Here is a 15587-nt window from a genome sequence, read left to right as displayed (position 1 = left end):
CTATGCAGTTGGGTCAGCGGTTGTGGGCCCGCCTGGAAGGGCCGCCACCGGCGGCCCAGGTGCCATCAGTTTACAGCGGTGGGGGTGCCGGGCGGGCAACGAGGGGCGGTTTCATCCGGACGTCAGAGATAGCGGGAAAGTTGCGAGGATCCCTCCGCCCCCTCTGCGCCTTCCCCCATCCCCCGTTCCCCTACCATGGTGTCAGAAGGAGGCGCCGTGGTTCCCATCGAGCAGGTCTACAGGCAGATCGCCGAGCTGGCCGAGGCGGCTGGCGTGGGCAGAGTCACGCTGTTTGGCTCCCGCGCCCGCGGGACCAACCTGCCAAAGAGCGACATCGACCTTGCCGTTGAGGGGTGCCCCGACTTCCCCGGGTTTGAGGAGACGCTGCAGGAAGACCTGTGGTCGCTCCTCCAGGTGGACGTGGTGAACCTCGATGGGCCGGTGTCCCAGGAGCTCCGAGACGCCGTGGCCCGGGACGGGCGGGTGCTGTATGAAGAAGCTTGACAACTACCTCGGGGCACCACCCAAGCGGATGACCGATAGCGTTAGCCCTTTGACTCTAAGGAGCCCCATGGCCGAGACCCTCACCTACCGCCCCGACGACTTTGACGGCGCCAAGGCCGTGCGCATCCGCGTGTTCATGGAGGAGCAGGGCTTTCAGAACGAGTTTGACGGCGTGGACCAAGACCCGCGCACCCTGGAGGTGGCCGTGCGGGACGCCGACGACAACCCCGTAGGCTGTGCTCGCGTGTTCCCCTCGGAACTGGAGCCGGGCGTTGGTACCGAGGAGGGCCGCTGGGTCTTTGGCCGCCTGGCCGTGGTGCCCGAGCACCGGCACGGCGGCCTGGGATCCAAGATCCTCGCCTACAGCGAGGAGGAGGCCAGGATGCACGGAGCGAGGGAGCTGCACCTGCACGCCCAGCTGGCCGTCATCCCCTTCTACGGACGCGCGGGCTACGAGCCGTACGGGCCCGTAGAGCTGGACGAGCACGTGGAGCACCGCTGGATGCGGAAGCGGCTGGGGTAACGAGGGCGGATGCGCGCAACCGATAAGCGCATCCGCCCAATTTACTCGGACTCCGAGGAAACGGCTCCTTCAGCAGGCAGCTCACCACAGAGGAAAGTTCCACACGGCTGCACAGCTGGTGTCCGATATAGCTTTGGAGCCTCGATGGCGCATCCCAACGCCGAAGCAATCTTGGCCATGGTCTTTGCAGCGAGATTCTGCTTACCGGATAGCTGGCGGCTAAGAGTTGGCTGAGCCACCCCCATGCGCTGCGCAACCTCGGTCACGGTAAGGCCCTGGCGCTCCATCTCCAAAATGACCTGGGCACAAAAGTCATCACACATCTCAAGGTACAGAGTCTCGTCATCCGGCTCCACATAGGCGCCGAACGCCCTTTCCATGTCTTCTCTGGTCAACATGCGCCCGTTCCTTCTGAACAATCATCTGGCCTGTCATTCATTTGAGGCGAATCAGAGCGCATCCCAAGATCCTGCCGAACGGCACATCAGATGGCTGAGATGGCAGCATGCTCCTGGAAAGCTCTCGTGCCCCTTCTTATTCCAGCCGCTAGGACAAAGGCCGCAATGGGCTCTTCCCAAAATAGCTCCTAAAGAAAAGTGCCGGGAAAAGTCCCCGGCACTTGGAAGCCGTCCCATTGGGACTGCCAATCACTGATTGTCGCAAGCAGACGTCCAGTCCAAAATGAGCGATACGGACTACAGTGAGCTCAAGGGATTCATTTATCTTATCATTATTAATGACTTTTGACAGCAGGAGCAAGACCTACGACGTCGCCATTTCCTGGTCCTTGTGCTCTACTAGCATCTTCATGGGACACACCTTCACGCACCTTAGGCAGTGGATACATCTTTCCTCAGCCACAGAAGCCGTTAGATATCCATATCGGTCTTGATTCATCGAAACGACCCCTACAGGACAGATTTCTCGACAAGCAGCACACCCACAACAGGCACCAGCAGCCGCCACGGGAGTCACGTTAATCATCGGCCGCCTCCTTTCACCAGCTTCTTAAGAGAAAGATAGGCATCACCAGGCAATAAATCTTTAACTATTCTCTTCAAGGACATGGGCGGCTTTAGATACCGGTCGAACATAGGAGACAGATCCCCCGCCTTTATGCATTGCTCCATATGGGACAGAAACGCTTGACGTCCTGCCGGCACCGCTGTCGGAGCTTTGAGATTGTGATTCTCTCTAACGGCAGAGCTGAGATCGGTCTCCACAAACTCACACCCACCGGATGCCTCATCACGGAAGAAACGCTCCCCTTTTTCGGTATTGGCGAGCAGGAGAGAGACGCCTCGAGAGTCAAAGAACTTTGGGTCAACCGATTCGATGCCCCAATAGTCTCCGATAGTGAAATCTGTCGTCCGCTCCGCACGTGCATACGGGCAGCGGTAACAGCTCGGACGATAACTCTCGCCACGCAGAAACGCACCGTAATACGGGTCAGAATCTCCAGGGGAGCAGACCTCTCGGCGCCTTCCGTCCTTGTAGTAGTAGTAGTAATAATAATAGAGGCCCCACCCGTTACGTTTCGAGCGAAAGCGATAGCCGTGAACGCCACCATCTGCGCCCGTCTTATGGTCGAGCCACTTCCGATAGGCATCGTAAAGCATGGGGCTCGGAACCCCATGGCAAACCAAGTCGCATACGATCAGGCTCTCATAATCCGCAGGGTTTCTTAGCACCCCTTTTGTCTCCAAGAAAGCAACCATCGAAGAGCATTGGCACGGCGTACCCACGAACAGTGTCCGCACTCCAGACGAAACAAGGTTCATGACATCAGTAAATGCAGGCGAAAGATCGCTCTGGACGTATGCACTCCCCTGGAGAAGAGCGAGATCGCTCTGGCTTCTGACTACACAGTGAGCAACCGTTCCGTCATCTCTCATGTAGGCGCCGCAAACCGCCCCGCCGGCCGCAAGCACCGGACGAGCAAGCACCGGGAATGCTCCACCAGATGCAGACCGCTCTAAGGATGAATCATCTTTGTCCCTCAGAGCGACAACGAGCCTTGGTGTTTGGAATTCGGGCATCGCTACTCCCTTCCAAGTCGTTTCATGGCCCCTCCAAGCAGAAGCGAGACCTTATCTCGGTACATAAGAAAAACGACCACAAGAATGACGGGCGCGGCAATGGCATTGATGCACGTCTGCCCCGTGAGATAAGCCGCAGACGAAACGACAAGCAGGACAGCCGAAAGAAGCAGGCTGCGCCAATCGACACGCATTCCAATAGAGTGGCCTAAGATCCGGAAACGCAGCAGAATGTTCAGCACGAAGGCAAACAGCACTGACAGGTTTGCCCCCAGACAACCGAGCGAAATCGTGAGAGGATAGACCAGAATCAAATTCAAGATGCAGGACACAACCATAGAAACGCCAATTGTCTTAGTGTCCTTAATTACATAAAATATATTTCCGACAAAGGTCGAAATCGCACTCACCACCGCTACCCATAAGAATGAGGGGACGATTGCATACGCCTCGTCATAGCCTGAACCAACCAAAATAGGAAAAGCCAAGGAAATAAGTGGCAGGAGAACAGCCGTACATGACATAAGAAAGCCTGTGTACTGAGTGACTGCCTTCGAATAAAAGGAGGCAGGACGAACCTCCTTGGTGAAAGCGATATCTTGCCAAGCAAGCGTGAAACATGTTGTAGCAAGGGCAACAGTTGATCCAAACTTTGACCCTATAGCGAAAACGCCATTAGCAGCAAGCGATAACGCCGTAGCCACGACAACTCGACTGAGGCTGTTAAGCAGCCAATAGGCTACCGAGTTCACGCCTAGCGGCGCAGAATAGATTAGAAGCTCCTTCACTTGCGATGCAGAAGGAAGCACCAAGTGTTCCCAAATACGCATTCTCACGGCCAAGTAAAGACATTGTGAAACAAAGCCTGCAGCATAGGCTAGATATAGCGCCTCATACCCCATGGCGAAGCCCAAGATTAAAGCGAGATTGAGACCAACATTAACCAAGGTGCAGAGGACTCCAGATACGGCGAAGTCAACATTGTCGCCCCTACCACGTGCGATGCACGAGAACATGGACTGGATGTTGGTCGCAATTCCATAAATGATAATAAGACCTAATGCAGGAATATCAAAGAAGCAGGAGGAAAGAAGGCAGATGAAAACAAAGAGGCCCGTGGAAACCCCGAACAGAATCCAACCAGCTGTCACCACTTTCCACGGCGCGTCCCCATCCAGGTCATCGCGCATCAAACGCATGACACTTGACCAGACGTCACAGTACAAGAATGAGGTCACAAGGGTACAAACCGTAACACTTAAATCGTAATAGCCGTAGGCTGAAGTCGGAAGCGTGTTGGTATAAAGAGGAATCAGCAGAAGCGTAATCACCTTGCTGAGCGTATTGCCCACAAAGAAGATTCCCGTAGACTTTGCAAAAGCAAGAAACGTCGACTCGCTCTTTTCTAAAGCCTTCTCATTCATTTCGCACCAATTGCCTCTTCGAGAAAAGCCATGCTGCTATTGCGCTGCTTCCGAAGAGCCTCTTCAACGCGGTCGAAATCAATGTCGTCCTGGAAAAGAGATGGATCACTATAGTCGACCAGCAGCCGGTGCTCTGTGCCAGTCAGTGCCAATATGCTCCTGATCCTGGTGCTGAACCGCTCGGGAGCTATCGCAGTGAACGGAATGCCGAAGTTCAACGCATAGGCAGTAGCGTGAAATGAATCAGTTATCACATAGGAAGCGTTAAGGAACAACCCGACAAAATCCGTCACAGGGGGCGCAATAAGGGTTTTTCCGCCTTTCATGATGTCATAGATGCCATATGAGATCTTCACCAAAGGCATGTTGTATGTCTTGGCCACTAGCCTGCAGTACTCCTCGAACTCAGGGCTCTTGTTCAACTGGTAGACAAGGATGTAAGGTCCCTGCACCCCCCTAGGCATCGTGGCAATCTCAGACCATGCTGCCTTGTCAAGCATAAGAGTCGGATCGAGAACAAGCTCGGTTTCGGCAAACCCAAGGTCCTGGAGAATTGCTACACCAGACATCTCTCGCATAGAGATTGCATCATATTTGCTGAGCGCAGAAACCATGAGAGGACGCTCCCAGTCGTCAATTGACTCTCGGCCAATACTGGCAGCAAAAGAAATGCGCTTCTTTCCCTCGGGAGCAAAGGTCAAGTAAAACGGCGTCTCAAAGCCGCAGTTCCAAACGCTATTCCACACCTGATCGCTACCCGTAACATATAGGTCCGCCTGAGGAGGATTTTGCTCCAGCTCCTCAGCAGAACGGTACATCCGCTTTGAAAGGTTGAGATAACGGCATCTGAAATCCTCAAACGAACGGCGCTGATAGTTGACAATCGCCCTCATAGGAGCCGAGGCCACAGTCTTCAAAAAAGGCAGACGCTCGAACAGGTGTCGATATCTGCTAAGCCTACGGCCATTGAATGCCTTTTCAACAGCATTCTCGGGAAGATTATCCTTCCGATAGTAATCAACGATTTCCACCTCATAGCCCAGTGCCTCGAAAAGAGTTTGAGTGGCATAAGTCTGGAGGCATGAACCATAGTTACTGACAGTGTGCAACGTAATAATTGCTGCTTTAGGCATGATTTCCTCGCTGATTCAGATACAACCGCTTGTAAATAGGCCGCAAGAAGACAAAGGCTATCGCCTGCATCTTCTTTTTGATTGGAATATCCGGATTGGAAAGTACGGAAGGCAAAAGCGTCCGAGGCTCGCTCTCGACACAAGAAACGACATTCGGTGGCATAGAGCGGCTTCGCAATGCAAAAGCATTAAAGACAGATACTTGAGAAAAGAAACAAGATGTCTCTGCAGCATAAACAAGCTCGGGCAATTCTCGAGAAAACGTATCCAGCTGTTCGTGAGACGCCTCAATAGGGAAGGTATTTACGGTCGACCCACGAGAAATGCTTCCGGCCCGATGCCGATAGGTATACAAGGGAGTGTCTTGGTAGTACGTGCGCTTTGCCTTCATAAGGATGCGGTAGCAAACGAATTGGTCCTCAGAGTTCTTTGAAACAGGAAACCTAATTCCAGAAAAGAGCTCTGCCTTAAATAGTTTCCCACACATGGACATGTCGAATGATTGATACGAGTTCAGAGCACGCAAGGACTCTTTGACCGTTAAGACACGATTGCTAAACTTCGGACGCACATAGGGACGTAGGACACCACCATCGTCAATTTGTCGCCCGCAAATTGACAGGTCAAGATCGTAGTCTCTCAAACTGGAGAGCATTGTGGACAGATAGTCGGGAGAGACATAGTCATCTGAGTCGACAAAAGCAATGTAATCGCCACGGGCGTGATCAACACCGGTATTCCTCGCAGCTGCAAGGCCCTGGTTCTGCTGGTCAATGATACGAATCCGACCATCCATAGAAGCATAGTCAGCAAGAATGCCCCTGGATCCATCCGTTGAGCCATCATTAATTGCGACAATCTCGAAGTCATCCTCCGACTGTACGAGAAGACTATCCAGGCATTGCGCCAAATAACCTTCCACGTTATAAACAGGAAGAAGGACACTGATTAACGGATGATTACACATCATGACACCCTAAAGAATACTGACTGGTATGGAACAACGCCGTTACCATTCCACAGACCAATAGTTATGTAGATATATATAATATATAACAGGACAATCGAAAGCTCAGTAAGGAATCTTATGCCTTTATTGTCTATGCAATTCAGCGCATCGGGTATTAAGAGTACTGACGGCAAAACGAACAACCACCGAACCCTTTGCGCCAGAGGGATAGCCCCCGTAATCAACGCAATGGCAGTGCACAGCAGTTGACATATTAGAAACAAGTTATATCTACTAGAGTATCCTTTTTTAGTCATCCAAGGGACAACTGCCGAGAAAAGCAGAATGATGACGTTCATCAGTGCATTAATGGGGCCAGTTTCGCCTGTATCGAATATCGACCCAATGTATCCTGCATATGACGTTTGCCCAATGACCCAAATCATGAACTCTGATATTGGCCCCCTCAACAAAAGTACCAGGAGGGGCACTAGGCAGCATATAGCTAGGGTGACGCGAATTCTCAGAAGCCAGTACATGATGCAAAATATTAGTGAACTCGCGTGGAAGAGGCTCGCTACGACAACACATAGAAGGAAAGGGACAACCTTCCTGTCCTCTATATAACGCAGCGAAAAGAACAGGATAGAGACTGCCGTCATCTGCCGCATGGCATTCATAAAGATAAAGATGTACGACATCCCAAAAAGCAGGAACACACTCATGGGAACACAGGAGGATTCCCTGAGAATGGTTGAGTACGTGCAGAAAAAGAAAATTAGAGAGCATACGAGAAATACCGGAGTGGGGTCATTGGAAAAACGAGAGACAATCCAGTTGAGTGCGTAGTAGCCAACCTCCATGCCATGAGGACTGAAGCCCGATCTCACCTGGTCAAAATATGGGACATATGTATAGAAGTAATCCTGCCCGATACCGTACCGAAAACCAGTTAGCGCGATAAACACAAGTGCAGAAGCGATCACGCCCCATTTTGCATAGGAAACTTTAGGAGTATCCGGCGATGACGTCACTCCGATCTGAGGCGCCGTCTGGAGTCGACTGGCAAATAGAAATACAATTGATAACGCGAGGCTAATCCAGTAAGGAAGCAAAAGCTGATACCCCCTCTACTGCTGCATGCATGTAAACAGATTCCATCACCTTTGCGTTTTCCATTGAGTCATATCCATGGCGGGCAGGAAGAGAGGCATACATCTCCCTGTCCAAATTCCTGGACAGGGAGTTAATTTCAGCTGCCCAGCCTGACGGGTCATCAATAGGCAGATATGAGGCGAGATCGGAAATAGTAGTTTCGCGCGATATCGTGTCAGCAAAGAGCGAAGGTAACCCACTGCACTGAGCCTCGATACCGACAAGCGGCAACCCCTCGAAAAGAGAGGGGAGCACAAAGCAATCCATGGCGGAATAGAATGCCTCAGGTTCGTTAGTGACGTCCTGGAATAGCACTCGATCCATTAGTCCGGCCTTACGCACCTTCGCTTCAATAGCCGACCTGGTTTCACCGGTTCCCACGAGAAGAAGCCGAGCACATGGTGACATCGCAACGAGCCGCTCAAAGACATCGATTAGGAATGAATGATTCTTCTGCAGATTGAATCTGCCGATATGGCCAACGAGAAAATCGTCGTCTGTAAGACCGAGCTCAGAACGAACTCTCGCACGCGCCTCGGGGTTAAATCGGAACCGAGCAGAATCTATAGCATTCTTGACCACATAGAATGATTGATTCCCAAATAAATATTTCCCCGCTTCTGTTGAGCAGGCCAACCTCACATTTGCTGACCTCTTCGCACCCTTGAATAGAAGTCGCTTCATATATCCCTTCGGCGTCTTCAAAAAAGAAGTTCCATGGCTATGGGCAATCCGAACGGGAACATCTGCACTTTCTGCAGCATGAAGATAAAATCCAGCGAGACTCGCAACATGTCCATGCACTATTTTCCAGTTTCCCTCCTGGAAAAGCCTGCGAAGCTGGCGTTGGTATAGCGGCACGTTCTTTGTGTCAAGAACTGGAAGACGGTAGATTCGACCCCCCAGATCCAATATCTCCTCGTCAAAGAATGCCTGCTTGTCATGGTGAACCAAGAAATCAAACTGCAGAGAGCTGCGGTCTACATTCCGGTACATGTTCATTATGTAATTCTCAATACCGCCGGAATTCATATCCGGTACGGCATGGATGATCCTTATCATCCGTCTATCTCCTGAGCAGTTTTGTATAGACCCAAGTACGTAAGTTCATTGGCATCATGCAAACAACCGCGTGGGGAAGGAAGGATTTACAGAAATCAATAATTGAGAAGTATCCATTTCTCAATTGCTCTGATTTGAATTTCCATATATATGAGAGATACTCCCTTCCTCCTCTTCGGCCATAAAAGCCATCGTTCACCCGCATTCCCACCAGAACCTCGGGACTGTTCTCTGCCCTATCCCCGGCTGCCAGCATTCTGTTAAATAAATCCCAATCCTCGAAGAAGAGAAAATCTTTACTATAATTTCCAGCTGACAGGACTTTATCCCGATTGAACACAACAGTCGGATGCCGGAAAGGGTTTCTTCTCTTTGAAAACCTCCGAATAGCCCCCATGGATAAAGGCAAATCGGTCTGGGCTATGGGACGGTCTGGTGAGGAAATGAATTCCACGACCTGGGAACCGACCATATCTAAACCATCGTCCTGCATCTGAGCGAGCTGGTGCTTCATTCGATTCGGAAATGCATAGTCATCAGTATCCATACGGGCAATGATTTTGTTCGAGCAGGCTAAGACTCCCTGCTGAAGTGCATAACCGAGACCTTGATTATCTGAGTATTCAACGAACTTAAACAGTCCAGGATTTGCAATATCGTATGCCGAAAGCGTCTCTTCAAGTTCTGGTGTCAGAGGGCCATCTTTCACAAATACTATTTCGTTGGGCTTTACAGTCTGCGCGAGCATGCTGTCCACAGATTCGCAAAGCCAGTCCGTACGCTCTTTCTCATAAACACTGTAAAGGACGCTATAAGGAGGAAACACTTCTTTCATCGTCCGCTCCTTCGACCGAACATGGCACCAAAAGTTCCTACGATGCATCGCAAATCCAGCCGGGGAGACGCCTCACGCACGTAATCCAACTCGATTTCCTGACGTTCTCCGCTCTTAAACGTTGCGTTGTTTCTTGTGGTCACTTGCCACAGCCCCGTGATGCCCCCAGGAACGCTGAGCAGGAGGGCCGCATCGGCGCCAAAGTGATCCAGCTCGTCAAAAGAGACGGGCCTCGGCCCAACCACAGAAATCTGACCAATCAGTACATTGATGAACTGAGGGAGCTCGTCGACAGAAGTCTTGCGCAGAAGACGACCCAGCCGGGTGATTCGCGGGTCATTGGTGACCTTTCGTTCCCTACGCCACTCTGCAAGCTGTTCGGGAGATAGATGCTTCTCAACGTCGTCCGCATCGGCAACCATGGTGCGGAACTTGAAGATTCGAAATGGCCTGCCAAACCTACCGGCACGTTTTTGGGTGTAAATGGGCGAGCCTTTGGTATCGATCGCTATGGCTACAGAGAGCAGGGCGCAAGGAATGACACCCATCACGACAACGACACCACTGAACACGATGTCGAATGTTCGCTTGAAGAGGCGATAGCCCATCGAGCGCGTATCCAGACTCTTGCTGAGCTCTGCGAACTCTGCGGTACCTGGCATCAGATTGGCTGCGTAGCTGTCGCATACTGCCTCGTTCGAGTTCGCAGGCATCTCCTTGGCCCACGTCGCGGACAGCGCGGCAGCAGCCGCCCCCGTCCTCGGCAGTTTCCGGTCAACTCTGTTTTCTGACAATCTCCAGCCCAACCTTCACCAGCTTGGTGCGCCCCATGAGGGACACCTCAATCCAAGCCGCCCGCTTGTGGCGGTCCACCTTGCGGATCGCGCTCTCCAAACCCATCAACGGCCCTGCACTCACACGCACGCGGTCCCCCTCGATGACGCCCTGGCTCAGCTCCACCACGTGGGTCTCCGGGTTTGCCAGTGCCCCCAGCCAGGCCTCCTCGCCCGGCGTCAGCGGTAAGAACCGCTCGCCCGAGACGCCCAGGAGCCTCGAGAAACCAGGAAGCCCGCGAAGCCCGGCCGCGAGGGCGTCCGGGTCGTCCGTCCGCACGAACACGTAGCCGGGCAGCAGCCGCTTCACGGCCCTCACCCACCTGCCGTCGCGCTTCTCGGCCACCTCGCGCTCGGGGATGTAGCACTCCCCCACCCCGCTCACGGCGCGCTCCACGGCCTCCTTGAGCTTTCGCTCCTGGCCTGCCATGGTCTGCAGCACGTAGGTGCAGGTGTGGTCCCTGGGCACGAGGTCCTCCTCAAGACGGCACGGCTTCGCCGCCGCCGCGCCCTCCCGGGCACGGCGCACGGACCGTTGTGTGTGACCCCTTCCGGCTGCCGGCGCGCACCGAGGCGACGACCGGGGCCGCAGGGGCTATGGGTGCAGTTGCCTGCGATGGAGACTCTCGGGCTGCCCACACACCCCAAGAGCCCCCGTCGCAGGCCACCGGGCCGCACGCTCCCGGTGATCCCGCTGGGGCCTCAGGCCACGCTCGGCACCCGCATGTGCCGTGGCCTGAGGCGGTAGTTGCCGCTGGCGCGGATGCACCCGAGCATCTCGTAGTGCTCCGGCCGGTGGGCGTCGCTGGCCACAAAGGAGTAGGCCATCTGGTTGAAGAGCCTGGTGGCAGGCTTCTTCTCGCGGCCCAGGCGCCCGCCGTCGATGAAGTCCGCGGAGGCCTGGAGGCGGCAGCCCAGGTCGATGAGGCGCTGGGCCAGGGAGAGGTCCTCCTGGATGGCCCGGTAGCGCTCCGGGTGCGCCACAATCACGCGGTAACCCATAGACTGCAGCGCAAGAATGGTGCGCTCGTAGTCCTGGAAGTCGTCCGCCGTGCAGCGGCTGGAGAGCTCCAGCAGGAAGTCGTTGGAGCCGGAGACGCCCAGCTTGGGCGCCCACTCCTCGAGCCCCAGGTCCATGAGCTTGGAGTGGTTGACCTCAAAGCCCATGGTGAAGGGGAAGTCCGGGGCGGCCGCCGTGAGCTCGCGAAAGGCCTCGTGCATGGCGGCGTAGTCAAAGAACGGCTCGCGGCAGTGGGGCGTGCACACGATGGAGGTGACGCCGGCCGCCTTGGCGGCCTCCAGCATCTCCAGGGACGCCTTGATGTCCGGGGCGCCGTCGTCGACGCCCGGCAGGATGTGGCTGTGGATGTCTCTCATGGCCTACCTCACTCCTCGCCCGCACGGATGCGGGGGTCGTGGGTGAGGCCGAGCATCTCAGCCGTGGTCTCGGGGGCGATGCGCCGGGGGCCGGCCGCGGAGGGCCTGGGGGCGGTCACGGTGCCGGCCGCCACCGGCCTCATGGTCGGCGCGGCGGCGGGGGCGGCGGTCTGCTTGCGGGCCACCTCCACGTCCTCGCGCCTCATACGCTTGCCGTCCTTGGCGTAGTAACTGTAGTAGTACTCGTTCTCCTCGGCCTCGCAGTAGTTGAGCACCGTGCCGATGACGTTGGCCTCGGCGGTCTTGAGCTGCTCCACCGAGGCCAGCACGGTCTCGCGCTTGGTGAAGTTCTCGCGCACCACCAGGAGCGTGGCGTCGGTGAGGTGGCCCACCACGGCGCCGTCCACAAAGGCGGAGATGGGCGGGGTGTCAAAGATCACGTAGTCGTAGGCGCGGGAGAGGTCGTCCATGAGGGCGTGGAAGCGCCTGGACTGCAGGATGTCCACGGGGTTGGGCAGGCGCGGCTCGGCGTCCAGGAAGTAGAGGCCGGCGACGCCCGTCTCCACCACGGCGTCCTCCAGGGTCACCTGGTGGGAGAGCACGGAGTAGAGCCCGTGCTTGGCGTAGACCTTGAGCTGGTTGGCCACCGATCGGCGGCGCATGTCGCACTCCACCACGACCACGCGCTTGCCGGCCGACGCGAAGGCCTCGGCCAGGCCGCAGGAGATGGTGGTCTTGCCCTCGTTGGGGATGGACGAGGTGACCGTGAGGGTGCGCACGGGGTCGTCCACGGAGGAGAACTGGATGTTGGTGGCCAGACGCTTGAGGGCGTTCTGCATCTGGACGCGGTCGATTCCGGTGGAGCGAGCCATCAGCGGGCCTCCTTCATGGCGGGGATGCGGCCCATGACGGGCAGGCCTACGAGCTCCTCGAGCTCCTCCTGGCTGCGCACCCGGGTGTTGACCATGTCCTCCACCACGACGAACGCCACGGCGAGGAAGAGGCCGGCGAGGAACGCGACGGCCACGTAGAGCGGGCGCCTGGGGCCGGACGGGCTCTCGGGGGTCTGGGCCTGGTCCACCACGTTCACGGAGTCCACGTTCATGACCTCCTGGGCGATGGCCGAGACCTGCTGGGCCAGCCCGTTGGCGACCTCCGCCGTCTGGGCGGGGTCCGTGCCGGTGACCGAGAGGGAGATGACGCGGCTGGTGGTGCTGCTGGTGACGTCGATCTTGTAGTCGGAGAGGTCCTTGAGGCCCAGGGCGCCGGCCGTCTGGGTCTCCACGCGGGAGCTCTTGAGCAGCGTGGAGACGTCGTTGGTGAGCTGCTGCGAGGCCGTGAGGTCGCTGTTGAGGGTGTTGGAGGTGCCGTCGCCGGTCTTGGCGAGCACGTACATGGAGGTGGTGGCCGTGTAGGTGTTGGGCAGGAAGCCGTAGCTCACCACCGCGCACACGAGCGCGCACACCACAGGCAGCGCTATGACCAGCCTCAGGTGCTTCTTGAGGAGTGCGAACAGTTCCAGGAGGGTCATGGGCCCCTCGTCCTTTCCTCGGGTGCAGATGCCTTTGCGTGAATGTGTCTAACCATTCATGCTGGGGGCAATGATAGCACCCCCCCCATCGCGTTTATGACCGATGAGGTGATAGGCGGCTAGGCCCCTCTCATATTCCTGTCTGAATCCCGTGGTATATAACGTATGGCTTTCTACCTGTAGTTTTATATCAGGTACCGAGTCTGGGTGTAAACAAGGCACCTTGATTGTTCTGTGGCGCCAGCGCAAAGCCTTCATATCCTTTTAGGACGCTCACCGTTGCAATAATTTCCCTCTGGTTTTAGAGGGTAGTTTTGTGGGAAGTTTTCTTACCATTAAAGGGCAGTTTTGGCGGAATGGGCCGCCGGGCCAAGGTGGCCGCGGCACAGAAAAAGGCCCCCGTCCCTGGTGGGGACGGGGGCCTTCGGTCCGCCTGTCAGACGGCTATGAGGGGCTCGGGGCTACTTGGCGGCCTCGGCCAGGGCGTCCTTGACCTCCTCGGCGGTCTTGAGCCTCATGACCTTCTCTGCCAGGGCGTCGGCCTCGGCCTTGGTCCACTCGGAGATGGTCTTGCGGGTCTTGAGCACGGAGGGGGCGCTCACGGAGTACTCGCCCAGGCCAAAGCTGATGAGCATGGGGATCAGCAGCGGGTCGGCCGCGGCCTCGCCGCACATGCCCACCATGATGCCGGCCTCGTTGCCGCACTCCACAATGCGCTTGATGGAGCGGAGCACCGCGGGGTTGTAGACGCTGTAGAGGTAGGCGATGGCGTCGTTGCCGCGGTCGGCGCACATGGTGTAGCCGATGAGGTCGTTGGTGCCGATGGAGAAGAAGTCGCACTCGGCGGCGAGGTCGTCGGCGATGAGGGAGGCCGCGGGGGTCTCGATCATGGTGCCGACCTCGATGTCGGGGTTGTACTTCACGCCCTCGGCGTCGAGCTCCTTCTTGCACTCCTCCACGAGCTCCTTGACCGAGCGGATCTCCTCGAGGCAGGTCACCAGGGGCACCATGATCTTGATGTCACCGAAGGCGCTGGCGCGCAGGAGGGCACGGAGCTGCACCTTGTACTGCTCGGGGTTGGACAGGCAGTAGCGGACGGCGCGGTACCCCATGAAGGGGTTCTCCTCCTTCTTGAGGTCCAGGTACGGGATCTCCTTGTCGCCGCCCACGTCGAGGGTGCGGATGATGACCGGCTGGTCCTTCATCTTCAGGGCCACCTTCTGGTAGGCCTTGAACTGGTCCTCCTCGCTGGGGAGCTCCTTGGCGTCCATGAACAGGAACTCGGAGCGGAACAGGCCCACGCCCTCGGCGTCGTGCTCGATGGCGCCGGTGGCGTCGTCGGGGTTGCCGATGTTGGCCACGAGCAGCACGCGGTCGCCGTCGGCGGTCTCGGTGGGCTTGCCGCGGTAGGCGTTGAGGGCGGCCTTGGCCTCGGCGGCCTTGGCGGCCTCGGCGCGGAAGCCCTCGAGGGCCTCCTCGTCCGGGTTCACGAAGACCTCGCCCTTGGTGCCGTCCACCACCACGGTGTCGCCGTTGCGGCAGATGGTGCAGGCGTTGGGCACGGAGAGGACCGCGGGGATCTCCAGGGCGCGGGCGATGATGGCGGAGTGGGAGGTGCGGCCGCCGGTCTCGGTGACGATGCCGGCCACGTTCTCCTTGTCGATGTCCGCCGTCATGGACGGGGTGAGGTCGTGCACCACCACGATGGAGCCGGCGGGCAGCACGGAGAGGTCCACGACCTCCTTACCCAGCAGGTTGGCCAGAAGGCCCACGCGGATGTCCTGCACGTCGGCGGCGCGCTCGCGCATCATGGGGTCGTCCATGCCGGCGAACATGCCGTAGAACATGTCGCAGACCTCGTCCACGGCCTGCTCGGCGCTCATGCCGGTGTTGATGCGGTTGTTGATCTCGTCGATCATGAACGGGTCGCGGGCCATGTTGATGTGGCCGATCATGATCTGCGACTCCTCCTCGCCCACGGTGACCGCCATGCGGTCGGCCTGGGCCTGGGTGCGGTCGCAGAAGGCCTCGAGGGCGCCGTTGTAGCGCTCGCGCTCGGCGGCGGGGTCGTTGTGGGCCGTGGGGGTGTAGCTGAGGTCCGGCTCGACGGCCACCTGGGCCTGGCCGATACCGATGCCGTCGGAGCCGTTGACTCCCTGGAACATTGGTGCCTCCTTCTCGCCGCCCCGGGGCGGCTCTCTCTCGGATGAAAAAAAGGGGGC

Annotated in this window: 17 protein-coding genes; 2 read left to right on the top strand and 15 right to left on the bottom strand. The window is 56.9% G+C overall.

Annotated elements, in window-relative coordinates; translation table 11 throughout:
• Positions 1-216: 216 nt before the first annotated feature.
• Positions 217-504 carry a nucleotidyltransferase family protein gene (locus NFR49_RS00530; protein WP_251157763.1) on the top strand — a complete coding sequence of 96 codons (288 nt, stop codon included), beginning with the start codon at positions 217-219 and terminating at the stop codon, positions 502-504.
• 67 nt (positions 505-571) lie between these two features.
• On the top strand, positions 572-1027 hold the full coding sequence (locus NFR49_RS00525; RefSeq protein ID WP_251157762.1) for a GNAT family N-acetyltransferase: 456 nt from the start codon (positions 572-574) through the stop codon (positions 1025-1027).
• Between the two features lie 41 nt (positions 1028-1068).
• Here the strand turns inward: NFR49_RS00525 and NFR49_RS00520 are convergent, their stop codons facing one another.
• The 15 genes from NFR49_RS00520 to ptsP all read right to left on the bottom strand — a co-directional run bounded on the left by NFR49_RS00520 (position 1069) and on the right by ptsP (position 15530).
• Positions 1069-1425, bottom strand: a complete 357-nt coding sequence (locus tag NFR49_RS00520) for a helix-turn-helix domain-containing protein (protein ID WP_251157761.1) — start codon at positions 1423-1425, stop codon at positions 1069-1071.
• A gap of 364 nt (positions 1426-1789) precedes the next feature.
• Entirely contained in the window at positions 1790-2011 is a 222-nt protein-coding gene (locus tag NFR49_RS10210) for a 4Fe-4S dicluster domain-containing protein (protein ID WP_420840253.1), read from the bottom strand.
• On the bottom strand, positions 2008-3066 hold the full coding sequence (locus NFR49_RS00515) for a Coenzyme F420 hydrogenase/dehydrogenase, beta subunit C-terminal domain (protein WP_251157760.1): 1059 nt from the start codon (positions 3064-3066) through the stop codon (positions 2008-2010). The genes NFR49_RS10210 and NFR49_RS00515 overlap by 4 nt, the downstream gene beginning before the upstream one ends.
• 2 nt (positions 3067-3068) lie before the next feature.
• A complete protein-coding gene (locus NFR49_RS00510) occupies positions 3069-4490 on the bottom strand; it encodes a lipopolysaccharide biosynthesis protein (RefSeq protein WP_251157759.1) in 1422 nt (473 codons plus the stop codon).
• A complete protein-coding gene (locus tag NFR49_RS00505) occupies positions 4487-5623 on the bottom strand; it encodes a polysaccharide pyruvyl transferase family protein (protein WP_251157758.1) in 1137 nt (378 codons plus the stop codon). Before NFR49_RS00505 ends, NFR49_RS00510 begins: the two co-directional genes overlap by 4 nt.
• Positions 5616-6593, bottom strand: coding sequence for a glycosyltransferase family 2 protein (locus NFR49_RS00500; protein ID WP_251157757.1), 978 nt, complete (start codon positions 6591-6593; stop codon positions 5616-5618). Before NFR49_RS00500 ends, NFR49_RS00505 begins: the two co-directional genes overlap by 8 nt.
• Positions 6590-7558 carry an EpsG family protein gene (locus NFR49_RS10205; protein ID WP_420840252.1) on the bottom strand — a complete coding sequence of 323 codons (969 nt, stop codon included), beginning with the start codon at positions 7556-7558 and terminating at the stop codon, positions 6590-6592. The genes NFR49_RS00500 and NFR49_RS10205 overlap by 4 nt, the downstream gene beginning before the upstream one ends.
• Before the next feature lie 109 nt (positions 7559-7667).
• Positions 7668-8789 (bottom strand): glycosyltransferase family 1 protein, encoded by a 1122-nt coding sequence (locus tag NFR49_RS00495; RefSeq protein ID WP_251157756.1) that lies wholly within the window; start codon positions 8787-8789, stop codon positions 7668-7670.
• 4 nt (positions 8790-8793) lie between these two features.
• Positions 8794-9624 carry a glycosyltransferase gene (locus NFR49_RS00490; protein ID WP_251157755.1) on the bottom strand — a complete coding sequence of 277 codons (831 nt, stop codon included), beginning with the start codon at positions 9622-9624 and terminating at the stop codon, positions 8794-8796.
• On the bottom strand, positions 9621-10337 hold the full coding sequence (locus tag NFR49_RS00485; RefSeq protein WP_251157754.1) for a sugar transferase: 717 nt from the start codon (positions 10335-10337) through the stop codon (positions 9621-9623). Before NFR49_RS00485 ends, NFR49_RS00490 begins: the two co-directional genes overlap by 4 nt.
• A gap of 61 nt (positions 10338-10398) precedes the next feature.
• Positions 10399-10926 carry an antiterminator LoaP gene (gene loaP / locus NFR49_RS00480; protein ID WP_251157753.1) on the bottom strand — a complete coding sequence of 176 codons (528 nt, stop codon included), beginning with the start codon at positions 10924-10926 and terminating at the stop codon, positions 10399-10401.
• A gap of 233 nt (positions 10927-11159) precedes the next feature.
• On the bottom strand, positions 11160-11834 hold the full coding sequence (locus NFR49_RS00475; protein ID WP_251157752.1) for a CpsB/CapC family capsule biosynthesis tyrosine phosphatase: 675 nt from the start codon (positions 11832-11834) through the stop codon (positions 11160-11162).
• Between the two features lie 8 nt (positions 11835-11842).
• Positions 11843-12706 carry a CpsD/CapB family tyrosine-protein kinase gene (locus tag NFR49_RS00470; protein ID WP_251157751.1) on the bottom strand — a complete coding sequence of 288 codons (864 nt, stop codon included), beginning with the start codon at positions 12704-12706 and terminating at the stop codon, positions 11843-11845.
• Positions 12706-13365, bottom strand: coding sequence for a YveK family protein (locus NFR49_RS00465; protein WP_135977696.1), 660 nt, complete (start codon positions 13363-13365; stop codon positions 12706-12708). Before NFR49_RS00465 ends, NFR49_RS00470 begins: the two co-directional genes overlap by 1 nt.
• A 461-nt stretch (positions 13366-13826) precedes the next feature.
• Positions 13827-15530 carry a phosphoenolpyruvate--protein phosphotransferase gene (gene ptsP / locus NFR49_RS00460; RefSeq protein WP_135977697.1) on the bottom strand — a complete coding sequence of 568 codons (1704 nt, stop codon included), beginning with the start codon at positions 15528-15530 and terminating at the stop codon, positions 13827-13829.
• Positions 15531-15587: the final 57 nt, after the last annotated feature.

The organism is Caniella muris (assembly GCF_943193035.1).
Lineage (GTDB): Bacteria > Actinomycetota > Coriobacteriia > Coriobacteriales > Atopobiaceae > Granulimonas > Granulimonas faecalis.
This window is presented reverse-complemented; position numbering and strand designations above follow the sequence as displayed.

Coding starts and splice junctions, on each gene's coding strand:
- NFR49_RS00500 (WP_251157757.1), bottom strand. CDS start 6,593: ATGATGTGTAATCATCCGTTAATCAGTGTCCTTCTTCCTGTTTATAAC.
- NFR49_RS00515 (WP_251157760.1), bottom strand. CDS start 3,066: ATGCCCGAATTCCAAACACCAAGGCTCGTTGTCGCTCTGAGGGACAAA.
- NFR49_RS00470 (WP_251157751.1), bottom strand. CDS start 12,706: ATGGCTCGCTCCACCGGAATCGACCGCGTCCAGATGCAGAACGCCCTC.
- NFR49_RS00490 (WP_251157755.1), bottom strand. CDS start 9,624: ATGAAAGAAGTGTTTCCTCCTTATAGCGTCCTTTACAGTGTTTATGAG.
- NFR49_RS10210 (WP_420840253.1), bottom strand. CDS start 2,011: ATGATTAACGTGACTCCCGTGGCGGCTGCTGGTGCCTGTTGTGGGTGT.
- NFR49_RS00485 (WP_251157754.1), bottom strand. CDS start 10,337: ATGCCTGCGAACTCGAACGAGGCAGTATGCGACAGCTACGCAGCCAAT.
- NFR49_RS00495 (WP_251157756.1), bottom strand. CDS start 8,789: ATGATAAGGATCATCCATGCCGTACCGGATATGAATTCCGGCGGTATT.
- NFR49_RS00465 (WP_135977696.1), bottom strand. CDS start 13,365: ATGACCCTCCTGGAACTGTTCGCACTCCTCAAGAAGCACCTGAGGCTG.
- NFR49_RS00525 (WP_251157762.1), top strand. CDS start 572: ATGGCCGAGACCCTCACCTACCGCCCCGACGACTTTGACGGCGCCAAG.
- NFR49_RS00505 (WP_251157758.1), bottom strand. CDS start 5,623: ATGCCTAAAGCAGCAATTATTACGTTGCACACTGTCAGTAACTATGGT.
- ptsP (WP_135977697.1), bottom strand. CDS start 15,530: ATGTTCCAGGGAGTCAACGGCTCCGACGGCATCGGTATCGGCCAGGCC.
- NFR49_RS00520 (WP_251157761.1), bottom strand. CDS start 1,425: ATGTTGACCAGAGAAGACATGGAAAGGGCGTTCGGCGCCTATGTGGAG.
- NFR49_RS00475 (WP_251157752.1), bottom strand. CDS start 11,834: ATGAGAGACATCCACAGCCACATCCTGCCGGGCGTCGACGACGGCGCC.
- NFR49_RS00510 (WP_251157759.1), bottom strand. CDS start 4,490: ATGAATGAGAAGGCTTTAGAAAAGAGCGAGTCGACGTTTCTTGCTTTT.